The organism is Methylobacterium sp. TK26, from assembly GCF_055361565.1.
Map to the genome: position 1 here is coordinate 2,393,107 of NZ_CM143965.1, position 18,930 is coordinate 2,412,036.

Sequence of the window (18,930 nt, forward strand, 5' to 3'; positions counted from 1 at the left end):
CGGGTCAGGGGCGGGAGAGATCGTCCAGGGCGAGGTTCAGGGCCAGCACGTTCACGCGGGGCTCGCCGAGAACGCCGAGGGTACGGCCCTCGATGCGCGCCGTCACCAAGGCCCGCAAGCGATCCTCGGGGAGAGATCGCGCCTTGGCGACGCGGGGCACCTGGAACAGGGCGGCCTCCGGGCTGATTTCGGGATCGAGGCCGGAGCCGCTGGTGGTCACGAGGTCCACCGGCACGGCGGCGCCGGGGTTTCCCGCCTTGAGCGTATCGAGATCGCCCTTCACCCGCTCGGCCAGGGCCGCGCTGGTCGGCCCGAGGTTCGAGCCGGCCGAATTGCTGGCGTTGTAGGGCGCCGGCACGGTCTTGGTCGCATCGGCCGGATCGGCGGCCGTGGTGGCCGAGGGGCGGCCATGGAAGTAGCCGGCCGAGGTGAAGTTCTGGCCGATCAGGGACGAGCCGACGACATGGCCGTCGCGCTCGATGAGGCTGCCGGCGGCCTTGGCCGGGAAGACGGCCCCCGCGATTCCCGTGACCGCGAGGGGATAGGCGAGGCCGGTGATCGCCGTGAGGGCGATCATCAGGACGAGGGCGGGGCGAAGCTGGGTGAGCATGGGCGGACTCGTATTCAGGCGAGGTGGAGGGCGCTGACCGCGAGGTCGATCGCCTTGATGCCGATGAAGGGGACGATCACCCCGCCAAGGCCGTAGACCAGCAGGTTCCGGCGCAGCAGCGAGGCGGCGCCTACGGGCCGGTAGGCGACGCCCTTCAGGGCGAGGGGGATCAGCGCGATGATGATGACCGCGTTGAAGATGATCGCGGACAGGATGGCGCTCTGCGGCGAGGCGAGGCCCATCACGTTGAGGGCCTGAAGCTGCGGGTAGAGCGTCAGGAACATCGCCGGGATGATGGCGAAGTACTTCGCTACGTCGTTGGCGATGGAAAAGGTGGTGAGCGCGCCGCGCGTCATCAGCAACTGCTTGCCGATGCCGACGATCTCGATGAGCTTCGTCGGGTCGCTGTCGAGATCGACCATGTTGCCGGCCTCGCGGGCGGCCACCGTGCCGGTATTCATGGCCACGCCGACATCGGCCTGGGCCAGCGCCGGGGCGTCGTTGGTGCCGTCGCCGCACATGGCGACGAGCTTGCCCTCGGCCTGCTCCCGGCGGATCAGCGCCAGCTTGTCCTCCGGCGTCGCCTGGGCGAGGAAATCGTCCACCCCCGCCTCGGCGGCGATGGCGGCGGCGGTCATGGGGTTGTCGCCGGTGATCATCACCGTGCGGATGCCCATGCGGCGCAGTTCGGCGAAACGCTCGCGGATGCCGCCCTTCACGATGTCCTTGAGATAGACGACACCCAGCAGCCGGCCGTCGCGGGCCACCGCCAGCGGCGTGCCGCCGGCCTTGGCGATCTCCTCCGCGATGGCGCGGATCTCGCTGGCTGCGGCCGGCTCGGTTTCCGCGACGGCGAGCGCGCTCGACCCGCGCCCCTGGAGCGGGCGGCCGGTGAGCGAGGCGATCACCGCCTCCACCGCGCCTTTTCGGATCGCGGAGTTCTGGAAGTCCACGCCCGACATCCGCGACTGCGCCGTGAACGGCACGAAGGTCGCGTTGAGGCTTCCCATGTCGCGGGCGCGGATGCCGTATTTTTCCTTGGCGAGAACCACGATGGAGCGGCCCTCCGGCGTCTCGTCGGCCAGGGAGGCCAGTTGCGCCGCGTCGGCGAGATCCTGCTCGGAGACGCCCCGGACCGGCCGGAACTCGGTGGCCTGCCGGTTGCCGAGGGTGATCGTGCCCGTCTTGTCGAGGAGCAGCGTGTCGACATCGCCCGCCGCCTCCACCGCGCGGCCCGACATGGCGAGCACGTTGAAGCGCACCAGCCGGTCCATGCCGGCGATGCCGATGGCCGAAAGAAGTGCGCCGATGGTCGTGGGGATGAGAGTCACGAACAGGGCGACGAGGACCACGACGGGGATCGAGCCGCCGGCATAGTTCGCGAAGCTCGGGATCGTCGCCACCGCGAAGACGAAAACGAGGGTGAGCCCGGCGAGCAGGATGTTCAGGGCGATCTCGTTCGGCGTCTTCTGCCGGGAGGCGCCCTCCACCAGGGCGATCATCCGGTCCACGAAGGTGGAGCCGGCCGCCGCCGTGATGCGCACGGTGATCTCGTCCGAGAGGACCTGCGTGCCGCCCGTCACCGCCGAGCGGTCGCCCCCGGATTCACGGATGACGGGGGCGGATTCACCCGTGATCGCCGCCTCGTTCACGGAGGCGACGCCGGCCACCACCTCGCCGTCGGAGGGGATGAGGTCACCGGCCTCCACCAGCACGAGGTCCCCGACCTTCAGCGAGGTGCCGGGTACGGTCTCGTAGGTGCGGCCGGCGCCGGTCAGGCGCTTGGCCGTCATTTCGGTGCGGGTGCGCCGCAGGGAATCGGCCTGCGCCTTGCCCCGGCCTTCGGCGAGCGCCTCCGCGAAGTTCGCGAAGAGCAGGGTGAACCACAGCCACAGGACGATCTGGCCGGAGAAGGCGAGGTTCGCTCCCCCGGCGATCAGGTCGCGCAGGAAAAGGACCGTGGTGAGGGCGGCCACCACCTCGACCACGAACATGACCGGGTTGCGGATCATGGCGCGGGGATCGAGCTTGGCGAGGGCGCCGAGGAGCGCCGGCCCGACGAGGGCCGCGCTGAACAGGGAGGATGTCGGGCGAGACATGGGAGATGTCCGAAAGGGGATGGGGTGACGGCGGCGGGCGATCAGCCGCCCGTGCCGAAGGTCTGGCCGGCGGCGCCCGCGAGGTGTTCGACCACGGGGCCGAGCGCGAGGGACGGGAAGAAGGTCAGCCCGCCGATGATGAGCACCACGCCGACCAGCAGGCCGACGAAGAGGCCGCCATGGGTCGGGAAGGTGCCGGCGGAGGCAGGCACCGTCTTCTTGGCGGCCAGGGAGCCCGCGATGGCGAGCGCCGGGATCTTCACGAAGAACCGGCCGACCAGCATCGCGATGCCGAGCGTCGAATTGTAGAACAGGGTGTTCGCCGTCAGCCCGCCGAAGGCCGAGCCGTTGTTCGCCGCCGCCGAGGTGTAGGCGTAGAGGATCTCGGAGAACCCGTGCGGGCCGGCATTGGCCGGGCCGGCGAGCCCCGCCGGGAGCACCGCCGCCAGCGCCGTGAAGCCGAGCATCATCAGCGGCAGGCAAAGGATGCCGAGCATGGCCATCTTCACCTCCTTCGCCTCGATCTTCTTGCCGAGGTATTCGGGGGTGCGCCCGACCATGAGCCCCGCGACGAAGATCGCGATGAGCACGAAGATCAGCATGCCGTAGAGCCCGGCGCCGACGCCGCCGACGATGACCTCGCCGAGCTGCATGTTGACCAGCGGGATCAGGCCGCCGAGCGCCGTGAACGAGTCGTGCATGGCGTTCACCGCGCCGCAGGAGGCGGCGGTGGTGACGACGGCGAACAGCGCCGAGGCCGCGATGCCGAAGCGGGTCTCCTTGCCCTCCATATTGCCGCCGGTCAGGCCGAGCCCGTTCAGCACGGAACTGCCCTGCGCCTCGGCCCAGTAGGTGATCGCCACGCCGGCCACGAACAGCACGCCCATGGCGGCGAGGATCGCCCAGCCCTGGCGCTCGTCCCCGACCATCCGGCCGAACACGTTGGTGAGCGCGGCGCCGATCGCGAAGATCGAGACCATCTGCACGAAGTTCGAGAGGGCGGTGGGGTTCTCGAAGGGGTGCGCGGCGTTGGCGTTGAAGAACCCGCCGCCATTCGTGCCGAGCATCTTGATCGCCACTTGGCTCGCCACGGGGCCGAGCGCGATGCTCTGCTTGGCACCCTCCAGCGTCGTCGCATCGACGGAGGCGCCGAGGGTCTGCGGGATGCCCTGCCAGACCAGGAACAGCGCATACACCACGCAGAGCGGCAGCAGGACGTAGAGAGTCGCGCGGGTCACATCGACCCAGAACGAGCCGAGCGTGCGCGACGAGGCGCGGCTGAAGCCCCGGATCATCGCCACCGCCACGGCGATGCCGGTGGCCGCCGAGAGGAAGTTCTGGTGCGTCAGCCCCAGCATCTGCGACAGGTACGAGAGCGTGGTCTCGCCGCCGTAGGATTGCCAGTTGGTGTTGGTAATGAAGCTCGTCGACGTGTTGAAGGCGAGGTCGGGCGCGACCTCCCCCTGCCCCGCCGGGTTCAGCGGCAGCAGCGCCTGCAACCGCAGGATCGCGTAGAGCAGGAGAAAGCCCAGCACGTGGAACACGACGAGGGCGCCGGCATAGCCGAGCCATGTCTGTTCCTGCCGGGCATCGAGGCCCGCCACGCGGTAGAGCCCGCGCTCGACGGGGCCGAGCACGGGCGAGAGAAGGGTGCGCTCCCCGGAAAAGACGCGGGTCATGTAGAAGCCCAGGGGCTTCACGAGCGCCAGCACGACCGCGCAGAACAGCGCGATCTGGATCCAGCCGTTGGTTGTCATGGGGTGAAGTCCGTGCCGCCGCTCAGAACCGCTCGGGGCGGACGAGGGCGTAGGTGAGGTAGACGAGGAAGCCGGCGGTCACGAGGGCGCCGAGGGTGAGGTCGAGGGTCATCGCCGCCTCCTCACAGGCGCTCGCACAGGGCGGCATAGCCGGCGCTGGCGGCGAAGAAGGCGAGGCTTCCGGCGACGAAGATCAGGTCGAGCATGGTTAGCGGTCCGGTCGGCGGGTTCATCCCCGCCGCCGTGGATCCTCTCAGCGTCCGCGTGAGGGTTCGAGAGGGGCCGCAGCCTATCCGCATAAGGATCGTATCAGGATCGATGAAACAGGCCCGTGCCTGGGGCGTTCATGACGGCAACACACTCGAAAACGAGGGTTTACCCGCCATGACGAAGACGTTTGCCGCGACCGCCGGCCTGTTTCTGCTCGGCACCAGCCTCGCCTTTGCCCAGACCGCGACGACCACGGGCACGACGGGCGACATGAAGGACATGAAGGAGTGGCAGGTCGCCAAGACCGCCAAGGTCGCCCTGCCGCAGGCGATCAGCACCGCCGAGATGCAGGGCGAGGAGAAGGGCGGCCGCGCCATCGACGCCGACTTCGAGAAGGCCGACAGCAAGGACCCGGTGCATTACGCCGTGAAGGTCGTCTACCCGAGCGGCAAGCTCGTGGAATACGGCATCAATGCCGATACCGGCGCGGTCTACAAGACCGAGAACCAGCCGATCGAGCGTTACTTCACCTTCCTCACCACGAAGAACTTCAACGAGGCGAAGACGACCCTGAAGGACGCGCTCGCCATCGCGGAGCAGAAGGCCGGCGGCGGCAAGGCCTACGAGGCCGAGGTGTCGAAGGACGGCAAGGCCGTGCAGTACGAGATCAAGGTCGCGGGCGCCGACAAGGAGCAGACCGTGAAGGTCGGGCCGGACGGCAAGGTCGTCGACTGATCGTGTGACACGCGGCCCCGGACCAGCGCCGGGGCCGCCTTCGTCTCAGACGCAGATCAGCCGTTCGTCCCCTTCCGCGTGTAGGTGCTGGTAAACGGCTGGCTCTGGTTGTTCGTGGCGGTGCAGGCGTACTTCACCTGCCCCGGCCCCTCGGTCCGCAGCTTCAGCAGGCCCTTGCCGTTGCGCTTCACCAGATAGCCCTTCTCGCTCGCCACGTGGACGAGATCGCCGTCCGCGTGCTCGACGAGGCCGTTCGAGAATTGCCCCGGAATGGTCAGCGTCACCTCGGCGTTCGCCTGGCTGACGACGTTCAGGGCGATGTTGGTGTTGGCAGGCACGAGCAGTTCGGCCGGCGCGCAGACAGGCTTCCCGTCCTGCAGGGTGATCGACAATTCGATGGGCGGCGTGGCATCGCTTGCCGGCGGCGGCAGCGGCTTGCCCTGCGCGAAGGCCGTGGCGGGCAGGAGGCTCAGGGCCAGCCCGAGGGCGGTCGCCGGTCTCAATCGCATCGTCTCAGAACTCCGTCCGCTTGAATGCGGTCCCCCGGACAAGGGAGGGCCGCCCAGCCGGTTCCTCGACGCGTCAACTCGCCCGTGCCGGGCTCAGCCCCGGCGCAGGCGCAGGGCGGTCGGGAGGATCGTCTCGTGCCACCGCCCGTCGTCACGCGGGGTGAAGGGCTGATCGGTGGGGATGCGATAGACCGTATCGATCGAGCGCGCCTCGTAGGCCGGCACGAAGGCGGCCCGTGCCGGGGCGGGATGATGCCGCTTCAGGGCGGCGAGGCGCAGGGCGTGGCGCTTGGCCAGCATCGCCGCCCTCGACCGGGCGCGCGCCGCGAGCCGCAGCCTCTCGCGACGTTTGTGCTTGGCGTAATGCTTCTTCAGCTGGACGAACCGGCGCGGCGTCGCCGCCGTGCGGATCGCCGTCTTCACCGTCTCCAGCTTCGCTTCGGCGACCGGCGCGCTTCCCGGCTTCTCGTAGCTCGACGGAGCGACGCGGTTCGCGGCCGTGATGCAGCCGGAACAGATCGAGGCCGAGAGGCGGCCCCACATCTTCTCCTGTCGGTCGATGAAGGTGGTGTCCGTCGTCTCGACGGCGGCACGCCCGGCATTCTGGGGCTGCTTGTTCGAACCCGCCGCCTGGGCCACATCGAGCGTAGGCGTCACCACGGCGATCGTCACGAAGGCCGCGGTCATTGAGCGAATCACACGATGCAAGGCTCGCTCCAGGCAAGGCTACGGTTTCTTAACCTTTGTCCGGCCGCCAGCTCGACCGCAAGTCCTGCCGAGTACGTACAGGGCGTTTTATTCAATCTGCACTTGTAGTCGCCCCATCAATAGTGATGGAACCAAATCGCACCGAGCGTCAAAAGGCCTTCTCGATCACCTCCCGCACCGTGGGTAGGCACGGGTTGGCGTCGTCCCGGCGGGAGGCGAGGTGCAACTCCGGCTGCGCGGAGGCCGGCAGCCGGATGGCCCGCAGGGTGACGTTCGCCACCCGGATGCTGCGGGCGCCGTCCGGCACGAGGGCGACGCCGAGCCCGGCGCCGACCAAAGCCAGCATCGCGTGGACCTGGTTCACCCGCTGCACCACGCGGGGCTGGACCTCGCCGCCCTCGAACAGCGCATCGAGCAGGTCGATGAAGTAGCGTCCGCCCCGGGGGGACCAAGTCACGAACGGCTCGCCGTCGAGATCGGCCAGGGTCGGTGCCCGGCCGAGGGCGAGGCGATGACCCTGTGGCACCGCGAGGATCAGGCGTTCCCGCGTGAGCGGCACCGCCTCGATGGCGCTCTCCGACAGGGCCGGCGACGGGCGCAGCAGGGCGAGGTCGATCCGGTTGCCCTCCAGGGCCTGGATCTGCTCACCGGAGACCATCTCCTCCAGGGCGAGATCGATCTCCGGCAGCCGGTCGCGCAGATGCGTCACGAGGCGGGGGAGGATGCGGTAGGCCGAGGCGGCGGTGAAGCCGAGGCGGATCATCCCGCTCTCGCCACGGGCGGCACGGCGGGTGACGCGCTCCGCGTTCTCCGCCGCCGCGATCACCCGGTAGGCCTCCGCCACGAAGGTGCGGCCGGCGGGCGTCAGGCGCACCGCACGGGTGGTGCGTTCGAGCAGCGTCACCCCCAGCGTCTGCTCCAGCATCTGGATCTGCCGGGAGAGGGGCGATTGCGTCAGGTTCAGCCGGGCGGCGGCCCGGCCGAAATGCAGCTCCTCGGCCACCGCGACGAAACTGCGGGCGTGTCCCAGATCGAACATTGATGCAGCATCCGGGATAATCGATCCAAAATCAACGTTGGACGCGACAATTGGCGGGGCCTACCCAAGGTTCAGACGCCCGAACGGCGCGAATCATGGGAGATGACGATGGCGCGGATGAACCCGGCGGAGATGGCCAAGCAGTTGGGCTCCGGCCTGCTGTCGTTCCCGGTCACGCATTTTCGCGATGACTTCAGCTTCGACGAAGCGGCCTACCGCGACAACCTCTCCCGCCTCGCCGATTACAAGGTTTCCGGCCTCTTCGCGGCCGGCGGCACGGGCGAGTTCTTCTCGCTGACCCCCGCCGAGATCGACCGGGTGCTGCGCGCCTGCATCGAGGAGACCCGTGGCCGCACGCCGGTCATCGCCCCCGCCGGCCAGGGCACGGCCCTCGCGGTCGAGATGGCCAAGGCCGCCGAGGCTGCCGGCGCCGACGGCATCCTCCTCCTGCCGCCCTACCTTGTCGGCTCAGAGCAGGCCGGCCTCGCCGCCCATATCGACGCGGTGTGCAAGGCGACCAAGCTCGGCATCATCGTCTACAACCGCGCCAACGCGCAGCTGAACGAGACCACCCTCGCCGGCCTGTGTGAGCGCAACCCGAACCTCGTCGGCTTCAAGGACGGCGTCGGCGACGTCGAGCTGATGACCCGCGTCTATGCCGGCCTCGGTGATCGCCTCACCTATGTCGGCGGCCTGCCCACCGCCGAGACCTTCGCCCTCCCCTATCTGGAGATGGGCGTGACCACCTATTCGTCGGCGATCTTCAACTTCCTGCCGGAATGGGCGCTCTCGTTCTACGAGTCGGTGCGCCGCCGCGACCGCGACGCGGTCTATGCCGAACTGAAGGACTTCGTCCTCCCCTACATCGCGATCCGCAACCGCAAGCGCGGCTACGCCGTGTCGATCGTGAAGGCCGGCATGACCGCCGTGGGCCGCCACGCGGGGCCCGTGCGCTCGCCGCTGACCGATCTCGATGCCGGCGAACTGGCCGAGTTGAAGGCCCTGATCGGCGACCGCCGCTGATCCTCCGGGGGCGGCCCGCCCGCCCCCGCCCCCAGACGACACGCCGGCCAACGGCGGAAAACGATGCGTCCGAAAACGGGCGCGCCCTACCGGGAGAACGCCCATGGACATCACGACCACCACCGCCACGGCGGATGCGGCGGCCCCTTCGGGGGTCAAGCGCGGCCGCGTCCGCATCCTGATCGCGCTGATGCTCTTCATGGCGACCGCGATCAATTACGCCGACCGGGCGACGATCTCGATCGCCGGGCCGGACATGGCCAAGGAACTCGGCCTCACGCCCGTCCAGATGGGCTACGTCTTCTCGGCCTTCGCATGGTCCTACGTGCTGGCGCAGATTCCCGGCGGCTGGCTGCTCGACCGGTTCGGCGTGAAGTGGGTCTACGCCGCCTCCATCGCCGTGTGGTCGGGCTTCACCCTGATCCAGGGCGCGGTCGGCTTCTTCACCGGCCTCACCGCCGTCATCCTGCTCTTCGCCCTGCGCCTCCTCGTGGGGCTCAGCGAGGCGCCCGCCTTCCCGGCCAACGCCCGCATCGTCGCGGCGTGGTTCCCGGCTCGGGAACGCGGCATGGCCTCGGCCTTCTTCAACTCGGCGCAGTATTTCGCGACCGTGCTGTTCACGCCCCTCATGGCGTGGATCGTCCACACCTACTCTTGGCACCACGTCTTCACCGTGATGGGCGTGCTCGGCGTCGCCTTCGCGCTGCTCTGGCTGAAGGTCGTCCATGGGCCTGAGAATCACCCGATGGTGGGCCGCGCCGAGCGCGACTACATCCGCCAGGGCGGCGCGCTCATGGTCATGGACGGTGCCCGTTCCGGCGGGGCCGGCGAGGCCGGGCGCACCCTGAAGCAGCTTTTGTCGAACCGGATGCTTCTCGGCATCTATTTCGGCCAGTACTTCATCACCGTGCTCACCTACTTCTTCCTGACGTGGTTCCCGGTCTACCTCGTGAAGGAGCGCGGTCTCTCGATCCTGCAGGCCGGCTTCGCGGCGGTGCTGCCGGCGCTCTGCGGCTTCATCGGCGGCATCCTCGGCGGCTTCATCTCGGACGTGCTGCTGCGCCGGGGCTATTCCCTCACCGCCGCCCGCAAGATCCCGATCGTCGCCGGCATGCTGATCTCGATGGCGATCATCGGCTGCAACTACGTCCAGGCCGACGCCCTCGTGGTCGGGCTGATGGCGCTGGCCTTCTTCGGCAAGGGCGTCGGCGCGCTGGGCTGGGCCGTGGTGGCCGATACCTCGCCCAAGGAGAGCGGCGGCCTGTCGGGTGGCCTGTTCAACACCTTCGGCAACACCGCCGGCATCACGACGCCCATCGTCATCGGCTACATCGTCCAGCAGACCGGCTCGTTCAACGGCGCCCTGGTCTTCGTCGGCGCCAACGCCCTCGCCGCGGTATTTTGCTACCTCGTCGTCGTCGGCCAGATCCGCCGCGTCGAGCTGAAGGCTTAAGGCACGAACGCCCCGGGCCCGTCCCATGGGGCGGGCCCCCCTCTCCGATCACCGAGAACGCATCCAGGGAGGCAGACCATGCCGTTCGAACAGACCCAGCACGCCGCGCGCAACACCCCAGTCGTCACCGACATGAAGGTGGTGCCGGTCGCCGGCCGCGACAGCATGCTCCTGAACCTCTCGGGCGCGCACGGCCCGTTCTTCACCCGCAACCTCGTCGTGCTCACCGACTCGACCGGCGCGACCGGCCTCGGCGAGGTCCCCGGCGGCGAGGGCATCCGGGGGGTGCTGGAAGAGGCGCGCGACCTCATCGTCGGCAAGCCGCTCGGCGCGTGGAACGCCGTCCTCAACACGATGCGCAGCCACTTCGCGGACCGGGATGCCGGCGGACGCGGCCTTCAGACCTTCGACCTGCGCATCACCATCCACGCGGTCACGGCGGTCGAATCCGCCTTCCTCGACCTTCTCGGGCAGTACCTGAACGTGCCGGTGGCCGCGCTCCTCGGTGAGGGCCAGCAGCGCGACGCGGTCGAGCTGCTCGGCTACCTCTTCTACGTCGGCGACCGCCGCCGCACCGATCTCGACTATCGCGAGCCGGAAGTCCGCGACGGCTGGTTCCGCCTGCGCGACGAGGAAGCTCTCACCCCCGAGACCGTCGCCCGCCTCGCCGAGGCCGCCCACGAGGCCTACGGCTTCAACGACTTCAAGCTGAAGGGCGGCGTGCTGGCGGGCGAGGCCGAGATGGAGGCCGTCACCGCGATCAAGCGGCGCTTCCCGCAGGCCCGCGTGACCCTCGATCCGAACGGCGCGTGGTCGCTGAACGAGGCCATCGCCCTATGCAAGGGCAAGGGCGACATCCTCGCCTATGCCGAGGATCCCTGCGGCGCCGAGGGCGGCTTCTCCGGTCGCGAGGTGATGGCCGAGTTCCGCCGGGCCACCGGCCTGCCCACCGCCACCAACATGATCGCCACCGATTGGCGCCAGATGCGCCACGCGATCCAGCTCGGTTCGGTCGACATCCCGCTGGCCGACCCCCATTTCTGGACCATGGCCGGGGCGGTGCGCGTGGCGCAGCTCTGCCGCGACCACGACCTGACCTGGGGTTCGCACTCGAACAACCACTTCGACGTGTCGCTCGCCATGTTCACCCACGCCGCCGCCGCCGCGCCGGGCCGCGTGACCGCCATCGACACCCATTGGATCTGGCAGGACGGGCAGCGGTTGACCCAGGAGCCCCTGCGGATCCGCAACGGGCTCGTTCAGGTCCCCGAGCGGCCGGGCCTCGGCATCGAGATCGATTGGGACGAGGTCGAGGCCGCGTACCAACTCTACAGGAAGCACGGCCTCGGCGCCCGCGACGACGCCGCCGCGATGCAGGCCCTGATCCCGGGCTGGACCTTCGACAACAAGCGCCCCTGCCTCGTCCGCTGAGGCGGGACCCCTTCAGGCGCGATGGAGACGATCATGAACCTCACCGGACGCAGCATCATCGGCGGCCAATCGGCGGGCGAAGGCGAGAGCTTCCGCGCGGTCGAGGCCGCCACCGGCCACCAGATCGAGCCGGTCTTCCATGCCGCCTCGGCGGATGAGGTCGAGCGCGCCTGCGCCCTTGCCGACGACGCCTTCGACACGTTCCGCGAGATCACGCCGGAGCGCCGCGCCGCCTTCCTCGAAGCGATCGCCCAGGCGATCCTCGACATCGGCGACGACCTCATCGTCCGCTGCATGGCGGAAAGCGGCCTGCCCCGCCCGCGCCTCGAAGGCGAGCGCGGCCGCACGGTCGGCCAGCTGCGGCTGTTCGCGGGCGTCCTGCGCGAGGGCAGCTACCTCTCCGCGCGGATCGACCCGGCCCTGCCTGACCGGAAGCCCCTGCCCCGGCCGGACCTGCGCCTGCGCGCCATCGGCGTCGGCCCCGTCGCCGTGTTCGGCGCCTCGAACTTCCCGCTCGCCTTCTCCGTGGCCGGGGGCGACACCGCCTCGGCGCTGGCCGCCGGCTGTCCCGTAGTCGCCAAGGCTCACCCGGCCCATCCCGGCACGTCGGAACTGGTCGGGCGCGCTATCGCCAAGGCTGTCACCGAATGCGATCTGCCGGAAGGCGTCTTCTCGCTGCTGTTCGACGACGGCATCGAGGTCGGCAAGCGCCTCGTCTCCGATCCGCGCATCGCCGCCGTGGGCTTCACCGGCTCGCGCGCGGGCGGCACGGCGCTCATGAAGCTCGCCGCCTCGCGCCCGGTGCCGATCCCGGTCTATGCCGAGATGAGCTCGATCAATCCCGTGATCCTGTTGCCCTCTGCCCTGGAGGCTCGCGGGGCGGAGATCGGCAAGGCCTTCGTCGGCGCGCTCACCCTCGGCTCCGGCCAGTTCTGCACCAATCCCGGCCTCATCCTCGCGGTGGAAGGCCAAGGCCTCGATGCCTTCCTTTCCGGCGCCGCGCAGGCGCTGGAAGGGGTCGCGGCGCAAACCATGCTGACGCCCGGCATCCACAGGGCCTATTGCGCCGGGGTCGCCGCGCTCGAATCGAACGCGGCGGTGAAGCGCATCGCGCAGGGCCAGGCCGGCGGCGAGACGCAGGGGCGCGCGACGCTCTTCGCCACCGATGCCGGCTCCTTCCTCGCGGACCACAGCCTCGCCGAGGAAGTGTTCGGCGCCGCGTCCCTTGTCGTGCGCTGCCGCGACCTGAGCGAGATCCGCGCGGTCCTCGGAAAGCTCGAAGGCCAGCTCACGGCGGCCCTGCACATGGACGCGGGCGACCACGACGCCGCCCGCGCCCTGCTCCCGGTGCTGGAACGGAAGGTCGGCCGCATCCTCGTCAACGGTTTCGGCACGGGCGTCGAGGTGGGCCACGCCATGGTGCATGGCGGGCCGTACCCGGCGACCTCCGAAGGGCGGACGACCTCCGTGGGCAGCCTCGCCATCGACCGCTTCCTGCGGCCGGTCTGCTACCAGGATCTGCCCGACGCCCTGCTGCCGCCGGAACTGCGGCAGGCCAACCCGCTGAACGTGCCGCGCACGCTCGACGGCCGCAAAGACGCCTGAGCAGAGGGACGAGACGACGATGGCGACGCCGAGCGACGTGTCCGCACCAGAGCGGCCCTCCCGCCTGCCGGGGGATAGCCCGCGCACGATCCGCGTCCACGCGGACGACAATGTCGCCATCGTCGTGAATGCCTTCGGCCTGCCGGCGGGGACCACCCTGCCGGAGGGCGTCACCCTCCGGGAGTTCGTGCCGCAGGGCCACAAGGTGGCGCTCTCCGACATCGCCAAGGGCGGTGCCGTGCGCCGCTACGGCGAGATCGTCGGGCTCGCCATCGAGACGATCCCCGAGGGAAGCTGGGTGGAGGAATCCCGCGTCGAGACCCCAGCCGCGCCGGACCTCGACACGCTCGACCTGACGATCCGCCCGCCCGCGCCCCTGCCCACGCTCGACGGCTACACGTTCGAGGGTTTTCGAAATCCGGACGGCACGGTCGGCACCAAGAACATCCTCGCCATCTCCACGAGCGTGCAATGCGTGGCGGGCACGCTCGATGTGGCGATCCGCAAGATCAAGGAAGAGCTTCTTCCGCGTTTTCCGAACGTCGATGACGTGGTCGGGCTCACCCACACCTACGGCTGCGGCGTGGCGATCAGCGCCCCCGAGGCGCATATCCCGATCCGCACGCTGCAGAACCTCGCCCGCAACCCGAACTTCGGCGGCGAGGTGATGGTGGTCGGCCTCGGCTGCGAGAAGCTGGTCTCCGAGCGGCTGCTGCCGGACGCGACGCAGACCGGCGCCGTGACGCGGCTTCAGGACGAGCACCATGCCGGCTTCGGCATGATGATCGACACGATCATGCAAATGGCCGAGCAGCGGCTGGCCGTGCTGAACGCGCGGCGGCGCGAGACCTGCCCGGTCTCGGACCTCGTCGTCGGCCTGCAATGCGGCGGCAGCGATGCCTTCTCCGGCGTGACCGCCAACCCCGCCATGGGCGTCTGCGCGGACCTGCTCGTGCGCTGCGGCGCGACGGTGCTGTTCTCCGAGGTGACGGAGGTGCGCGACGCAATCCACCTCCTCACCCCCCGTGCCGCCACGCCGGAGGTGGCTCAGGCCTTGGTGCGCGAGATGGCGTGGTACGACGACTACCTCGCCAAGGGCGGCGCCGACCGCCGCGCGAATCCCTCCCCCGGTAACAAGAAGGGCGGGCTCAACAACATCGTGGAGAAGGCCCTTGGGTCCGTCGCCAAATCCGGCGCGAGCCCGATCAGCGGCGTGCTGGCCCCCGGCGAGCGCGTGAGGGAGAAGGGCCTGATCTTCGCGGCGACGCCGGCCAGCGACTTCGTGTGCGGGACGCTGCAACTCGCCTCGGGCATCACCCTGCAGGTCTTCTCCACCGGACGGGGCACGCCCTACGGCCTCGCGCAGGCGCCGGTCATCAAGGTCGCTACCCGCACCGAACTGGCCGAGCGCTGGTCCGATCTCATCGATTTCGACGCCGGCCGCGTGGCGACGGGGGAGCGCAGCCTTGAAGAGGCGGGCCATGACCTGTTCGAACTGATCCTCGACGTCGCCAGCGGGCGCAAGCGCCCGTGGTCCGACCGCTGGGGCCTCTACAACGACCTCGCGCTGTTCAACCCCGCCCCCGTCACCTGACGGGCGTCAGTTGACGTGGCGGCCCATCTTCCTCATCGCGGTCTGACCCTGCGCGATGGCCCGTCCGATGACCATCAGGAAGGCATCGACGGCCCTACGCAGGGGCGAGCCCTCCCGCTCACCGAGTTCGTCGATCTCCTCCCGTGCCCGCAGCGCCAGCGCGGCGACATGATCGAGGGAGGGGACATCCTCGTTCGGCGCGAAGAAGAGCGCCCGGTCTTCCATCTGCCCGTCGAGCTTGCTCTCGGTGATGTCGATGACGATCCCTCGTCCCGTCATCGCCTCGTTGCCTTCGATCCGCTCGTAACGACCCCGCGCCAAAACCCACCGAACGGTGTTCGGTGACGGCCGCGTGCGGTATTCGATGACGAACAGGCCGCCCGCCGCGCGAACACTATTCAACTTGTCGTAGAGTGTGGCGCGATCTTCTGCCACGACGTTTCGCACGTAATGCGCCAGCGGCAGACCCTGCGCGGCTTGAAGAGGATCGACGCCGAACAGAGCAGCGAGGGTGGCATCACCCCGTGTCCGGTCGTTTTCGAAATCCGTTTCCCACACACCGACTTGCGATGCACTCAAAGCATCGGGGACAAAAGAGAGCACAGGTTGTAACGCGGGCTCCGACATGCTCGTTCGCCTCGGCGGCTCGATACTAGCAAGTGTTATAAGGATGGAGGGAAGCGCGAGTTCCCGGTGTGATCACGCCCGGAACGAAAGGGCGCAGCTTCGGGTCTCAACCGGCGGTTGCGTGTCTCGCTCCGGCGGATCGGGGCTTTCGAGTTCTGAAACATTCTTGCCCCACGATGCGCGGAGATTGTCGAGATCCCCGCCCGTGACCCGCGAGACCTTGAATGAAAAGGTGAAGCGCCACCTCGCACGGCGCGTGGTGACATGCCGGGTCCCGCTCGCCCTCGGCCGCGCGACCGTGAGCTTCACCTTCGACGACATCGCCGATTCGGCGGCGCTGGAGGGCGCGCGCATCCTGGAGGACCGGGGCGTGCGCGGGACGTTCTATGTCTGCGGCGGTCTCGCCGGCACCGAGTGGGACCTCTATCCCCTGGCCAGCCTCGCGACGGTGGCGGGCCTCGCCCGGCGGGGCCACGAGATCGGCTGCCACACGGCCACGCATCCGAACGGCGCGACGACCGGAGCCAAACGCTACCTTCGCGATGTCGAAGAGAACGCCCGCATCCTGGGGCCTGTGATCGGGCAGCCGCTCGCGACCTTCGCCTACCCGTATGGGGCGATCGGGTTGCCGCATAAGATGGCGCTGCAACGCCGCTTCCTCGCCTGCCGGGGCATCCATGGCGGCCCGATGAGCCGGCGGGCCGACAGGGGCCGGCTCGAAGCCGTAGCCCTGGAGAATGCCAGCATCGGAGAGGCGGGCATCGATGCGGTGCTGGACGACGCCGTTGCGCGGGGGGCCTGGCTGGTCTTCTACGCCCATGACGTGGCGGACCGGCCCACCCGCTTCGGGGTGACGCCGGAGCGTTTGGCCTACGCGGTGGACGGGGCGCTCGCGCGCGGCTGCCGGGTCGAAACCGTCGCCGGCCTTCTCGGTACGGCTGCATCCGCCCCCGACATGCGGCGTGCGCCCAGATGAGTGATCTCACCATGCCATCACAGCGGGCCGAAGCGGAGACCTATACGGTCGCCTATGACGGCAGGGATGCCCGGCCATCCGGTGAGCCGGTGGTCGTCATCTGTGTCCTGACCCTGCGGCGGCCCGACCACCTCGCCGTCACCCTGCGCTCGCTCAAGGGACAGGATTTCGAACGCCCCTTCGCCTGCGTCGTCGCCGACAACGACCCCAACGGCCGCGCGGGCGCCGAGAAGGCCGAGGCGATGATCCGCGCGGGCGAGGTCGACGGGGTCGCCGTCGTGGTCTCGGAGCCGGGCCATTGTTCGGCATGCAACGGCGCCTTCACGGCGGCGCGGGACCTCTATCCCGGCACGGCCCTCGTCGCGATGATCGACGATGACGAGATCGCCGAGCCCGACTGGCTGCGCCGCATCGTGGAGGCGCAGGAGCGCTCCGGCGCCGATCTCGTCGGCGGACCCGTCGTGCCGCAATTCGAGAGGCAGGATGCCGGCCGGTTCGCCAATCACCCGGTGTTCAAGCCGTATTACACCGCCGCCGGCCCGGTGCGGTTCCTCTACGGCAGCGGCAATTTCGTGATGCGCGCGGCCGTGCTGGACCGGCTGGGGCAGCCCTATCTCGATCCGGTCTTCGACTTCGTCGGCGGCGGCGATCTCGACTTCTTCAAGCGCGCCCGCGATGCCGGCTTCACGGCCTATTTCGAACCGGCGGCGCGGGCGGTCGAGACCGTCCCGGCGAGCCGGACGACCCTGCGCTGGGTGATCGCGCGCAGCCTGCGCTACGGCGCGATCAACTACATGATCGAGCACAAGAACGCGCGGAGCCCGAGGGAGCGGCTGCGCATCTGGCTCAAGAGCGGGGCGCTCCTCGGCGTCGGACTGATCCGCGCACTGTCGCGTCTTGCGACCTCCCGGGATCCGCTCATCGCCGTCCATCCGATGCTGGAAGCCATCGGGCGGGTGACGGCGCAGGCGGGATTGCGGCCCGAGCAATATCGCCATCGCGGAGCGCGCCCGTCGTGAAGGGCGATGTCGCTACGAGGACCTCGAGCGTCGATCTCGACCTCGCGAGGCGGTCGGGTTTGTTCATCGTCACCCTGTCGGTGTTCTGGATCACCCTCGATCCGCTGAAGGATCTGTCGAGCGGGGCGGTCCTGAAGACGAGCGAGTCGTCGGACTTGCTGAACCAGATCCTGTACCTGACGCTGTTCGGCCTCAGCGTGTGGCAACTCGTGGAGATGGGCTGGCGCCGGATCCTGCCGCTGGCCCATCCGGCCTACGGGGCGGTCCTGGCGTGGTTCCTGGTGGATTGCGCCTTCGCCATCAATCCCGGCATCGCGGTGCGCCGGCTGATCCTGACCGTCATCGTCATGGCCATCGTCGGCACGCTGCTGCTCCTGCCCCGCGACCGCCGCCAATTCGAGAGTTGGCTCGGCGGCGTTGCCCTGATGGTCGTGATCCTCTGCTTCCTCGCCGTCCTGCTGGTGCCGCATCTGGCCGTGCACCAGAGCGATGCCGCCATGGAGGTGAACCTCGCCGGGTCATGGCGCGGCCTCTACGATCACAAGTCCCGCACCGGCCCGATGATGGTCGTGTTCCTGTTGATCGGGATCTACCTGGTTACGCAAAGGCGCCTCGTCCTGGGGCCGAGCCTCGTCGTCCTCGCGACCGTCTTCCTGGCCTTCACCGGCGCCAAGCAGCCGCAGGCCCTCGTCCCCTTCGTACTGGTCTGGTCGTATCTCGGGCTGCGCATTCCGTCCCTGCGGATGCTCCTCGCCTTCTGTCTGGTGCCGCTGGGGCTGTACCTGACCTTCACCGTCGGATCGGCCGTCCTCCCGGGGATCGCCACGATCAACGACCGGATCATGAGCGATCCCACCTTCACGAACCGCACCGGCATCTGGAGCTTCGCGATCGACCAATTCCGGGAGCGACCCCTGTTCGGCTACGGCTTCCTCGGGTTCTGGAACACGGACTACGCCCGCTACTCGGTCGATGACGCGAGCAACCCCTGGGCGGCCACCGCCTCCCATTCCCACGATTCCTACCTCGACCTCGCCCTCACCACCGGCATCCCCGGCCTCCTCCTCGCGTGCTGGGCGTTGGTCGTCCTGCCGATCCTCGATTTCGCCCGCTCCCGGGCCATCCCGGAGAACCGCGATCTGGCGCTGCTGTTCTTCCAGATCTGGCTGTTCGCCGTCTTCCTGGGCTCGATGGAGACGCTGTTCTTCCAGCGGGACGAGGCGTTCTGGGTCGCCTTCCTGATCGCGATCTTCGGCCTGCGGTTCCTGGCCGGTCATCGCGTCAAGGCATGACCGAGCGGGAGACATCGGGCGCCCATTGAACCGGTTTTAGCAGCCTAAATGGGTCGATTGGTTAATATGCCGGCCGTGATAACGTCTTCGATTATTATTACCGAGACTTCTCGACATCCCTGGGGATGCTATCGATAATTTATCGACCCAGGATTGACGCAATGCCGTTTATTGCGTTTCTTGGAGCGCAATCTTTTGGCCTGCGTCGACTTCGTGCGAAAGCGAATTGTCGAAGGTCTCTCC

At 68.8% G+C, this 18,930-nt stretch carries 17 protein-coding genes; 9 read left to right on the forward strand and 8 right to left on the reverse strand.

Going from position 1 to position 18,930, the window contains the following annotated elements:
• Nucleotides 1-4: 4 nt before the first annotated feature.
• From ACXJ1Y_RS11490 to ACXJ1Y_RS11505, 4 genes are read right to left on the reverse strand one after another with little or no spacing between them, the layout of a single operon-like run.
• The gene (locus ACXJ1Y_RS11490) at nt 5-610 is read right to left on the reverse strand and encodes a K(+)-transporting ATPase subunit C (protein WP_463846411.1); all 606 of its coding nucleotides are present in this window, start codon (nt 608-610) and stop codon (nt 5-7) included.
• Nucleotides 611-624: 14 nt separating this feature from the next.
• Complete coding sequence (gene kdpB / locus ACXJ1Y_RS11495; protein ID WP_463846412.1) at nt 625-2,709, reverse strand: potassium-transporting ATPase subunit KdpB; 2,085 nt, start codon at nt 2,707-2,709, stop codon at nt 625-627.
• Between the two features lie 41 nt (nt 2,710-2,750).
• Nucleotides 2,751-4,466 carry a potassium-transporting ATPase subunit KdpA gene (gene kdpA, locus ACXJ1Y_RS11500; RefSeq protein ID WP_463846413.1) on the reverse strand — a complete coding sequence of 572 codons (1,716 nt, stop codon included), beginning with the start codon at nt 4,464-4,466 and terminating at the stop codon, nt 2,751-2,753.
• A gap of 22 nt (nt 4,467-4,488) precedes the next feature.
• Nucleotides 4,489-4,578, reverse strand: coding sequence for a K(+)-transporting ATPase subunit F (locus tag ACXJ1Y_RS11505; protein WP_463846414.1), 90 nt, complete (start codon nt 4,576-4,578; stop codon nt 4,489-4,491).
• 272 nt (nt 4,579-4,850) lie between these two features.
• On the opposite strand from ACXJ1Y_RS11505, the gene ACXJ1Y_RS11510 reads away from it, so the two are divergent.
• Nucleotides 4,851-5,411: a PepSY domain-containing protein gene (locus tag ACXJ1Y_RS11510; RefSeq protein WP_463846415.1), complete on the forward strand. Its 561-nt coding sequence runs from the start codon at nt 4,851-4,853 to the stop codon at nt 5,409-5,411.
• A gap of 56 nt (nt 5,412-5,467) precedes the next feature.
• Here the strand turns inward: ACXJ1Y_RS11510 and ACXJ1Y_RS11515 are convergent, their stop codons facing one another.
• The 3 genes from ACXJ1Y_RS11515 to ACXJ1Y_RS11525 all read right to left on the reverse strand — a co-directional run bounded on the left by ACXJ1Y_RS11515 (nt 5,468) and on the right by ACXJ1Y_RS11525 (nt 7,667).
• The gene (locus ACXJ1Y_RS11515) at nt 5,468-5,920 is read right to left on the reverse strand and encodes a cupredoxin domain-containing protein (RefSeq protein ID WP_463846416.1); all 453 of its coding nucleotides are present in this window, start codon (nt 5,918-5,920) and stop codon (nt 5,468-5,470) included.
• A gap of 93 nt (nt 5,921-6,013) precedes the next feature.
• Nucleotides 6,014-6,607, reverse strand: a complete 594-nt coding sequence (locus tag ACXJ1Y_RS11520; RefSeq protein ID WP_463846417.1) for a hypothetical protein — start codon at nt 6,605-6,607, stop codon at nt 6,014-6,016.
• Nucleotides 6,608-6,776: 169 nt separating this feature from the next.
• Nucleotides 6,777-7,667 (reverse strand): LysR family transcriptional regulator, encoded by an 891-nt coding sequence (locus ACXJ1Y_RS11525; RefSeq protein ID WP_463846418.1) that lies wholly within the window; start codon nt 7,665-7,667, stop codon nt 6,777-6,779.
• Between the two features lie 108 nt (nt 7,668-7,775).
• On the opposite strand from ACXJ1Y_RS11525, the gene kdgD reads away from it, so the two are divergent.
• From kdgD to garD, 5 genes are all read left to right on the forward strand, one after another.
• The gene (gene kdgD / locus ACXJ1Y_RS11530; protein ID WP_463846419.1) at nt 7,776-8,690 is read left to right on the forward strand and encodes a 5-dehydro-4-deoxyglucarate dehydratase; all 915 of its coding nucleotides are present in this window, start codon (nt 7,776-7,778) and stop codon (nt 8,688-8,690) included.
• A 103-nt stretch (nt 8,691-8,793) separates the two neighbouring features.
• Nucleotides 8,794-10,143 carry an MFS transporter gene (locus ACXJ1Y_RS11535; RefSeq protein WP_463846420.1) on the forward strand — a complete coding sequence of 450 codons (1,350 nt, stop codon included), beginning with the start codon at nt 8,794-8,796 and terminating at the stop codon, nt 10,141-10,143.
• 78 nt (nt 10,144-10,221) lie between these two features.
• Nucleotides 10,222-11,574: a glucarate dehydratase gene (gene gudD, locus ACXJ1Y_RS11540; RefSeq protein ID WP_463846421.1), complete on the forward strand. Its 1,353-nt coding sequence runs from the start codon at nt 10,222-10,224 to the stop codon at nt 11,572-11,574.
• Nucleotides 11,575-11,607: 33 nt separating this feature from the next.
• Nucleotides 11,608-13,179 (forward strand): aldehyde dehydrogenase (NADP(+)), encoded by a 1,572-nt coding sequence (locus ACXJ1Y_RS11545; RefSeq protein WP_463846422.1) that lies wholly within the window; start codon nt 11,608-11,610, stop codon nt 13,177-13,179.
• A gap of 19 nt (nt 13,180-13,198) precedes the next feature.
• Complete coding sequence (garD, locus tag ACXJ1Y_RS11550; RefSeq protein ID WP_463846423.1) at nt 13,199-14,773, forward strand: galactarate dehydratase; 1,575 nt, start codon at nt 13,199-13,201, stop codon at nt 14,771-14,773.
• A 6-nt stretch (nt 14,774-14,779) separates the two neighbouring features.
• Here garD and ACXJ1Y_RS11555 read toward each other — a convergent pair whose 3' ends face one another.
• Nucleotides 14,780-15,400: a PAS domain-containing protein gene (locus ACXJ1Y_RS11555; RefSeq protein WP_463846424.1), complete on the reverse strand. Its 621-nt coding sequence runs from the start codon at nt 15,398-15,400 to the stop codon at nt 14,780-14,782.
• A 205-nt stretch (nt 15,401-15,605) separates the two neighbouring features.
• Here ACXJ1Y_RS11555 and ACXJ1Y_RS11560 point away from each other — a divergent pair, with 205 nt between their 5' ends.
• The 3 genes from ACXJ1Y_RS11560 to ACXJ1Y_RS11570 are packed head-to-tail and all read left to right on the forward strand — an operon-like array spanning nt 15,606 to nt 18,687.
• Entirely contained in the window at nt 15,606-16,376 is a 771-nt protein-coding gene (locus ACXJ1Y_RS11560) for a polysaccharide deacetylase family protein (RefSeq protein WP_463846425.1), read from the forward strand.
• Nucleotides 16,373-17,395 carry a glycosyltransferase family 2 protein gene (locus ACXJ1Y_RS11565; protein ID WP_463846426.1) on the forward strand — a complete coding sequence of 341 codons (1,023 nt, stop codon included), beginning with the start codon at nt 16,373-16,375 and terminating at the stop codon, nt 17,393-17,395. Before ACXJ1Y_RS11560 ends, ACXJ1Y_RS11565 begins: the two co-directional genes overlap by 4 nt.
• Before the next feature lie 59 nt (nt 17,396-17,454).
• On the forward strand, nt 17,455-18,687 hold the full coding sequence (locus ACXJ1Y_RS11570; RefSeq protein WP_463846427.1) for an O-antigen ligase family protein: 1,233 nt from the start codon (nt 17,455-17,457) through the stop codon (nt 18,685-18,687).
• Nucleotides 18,688-18,930: the final 243 nt, after the last annotated feature.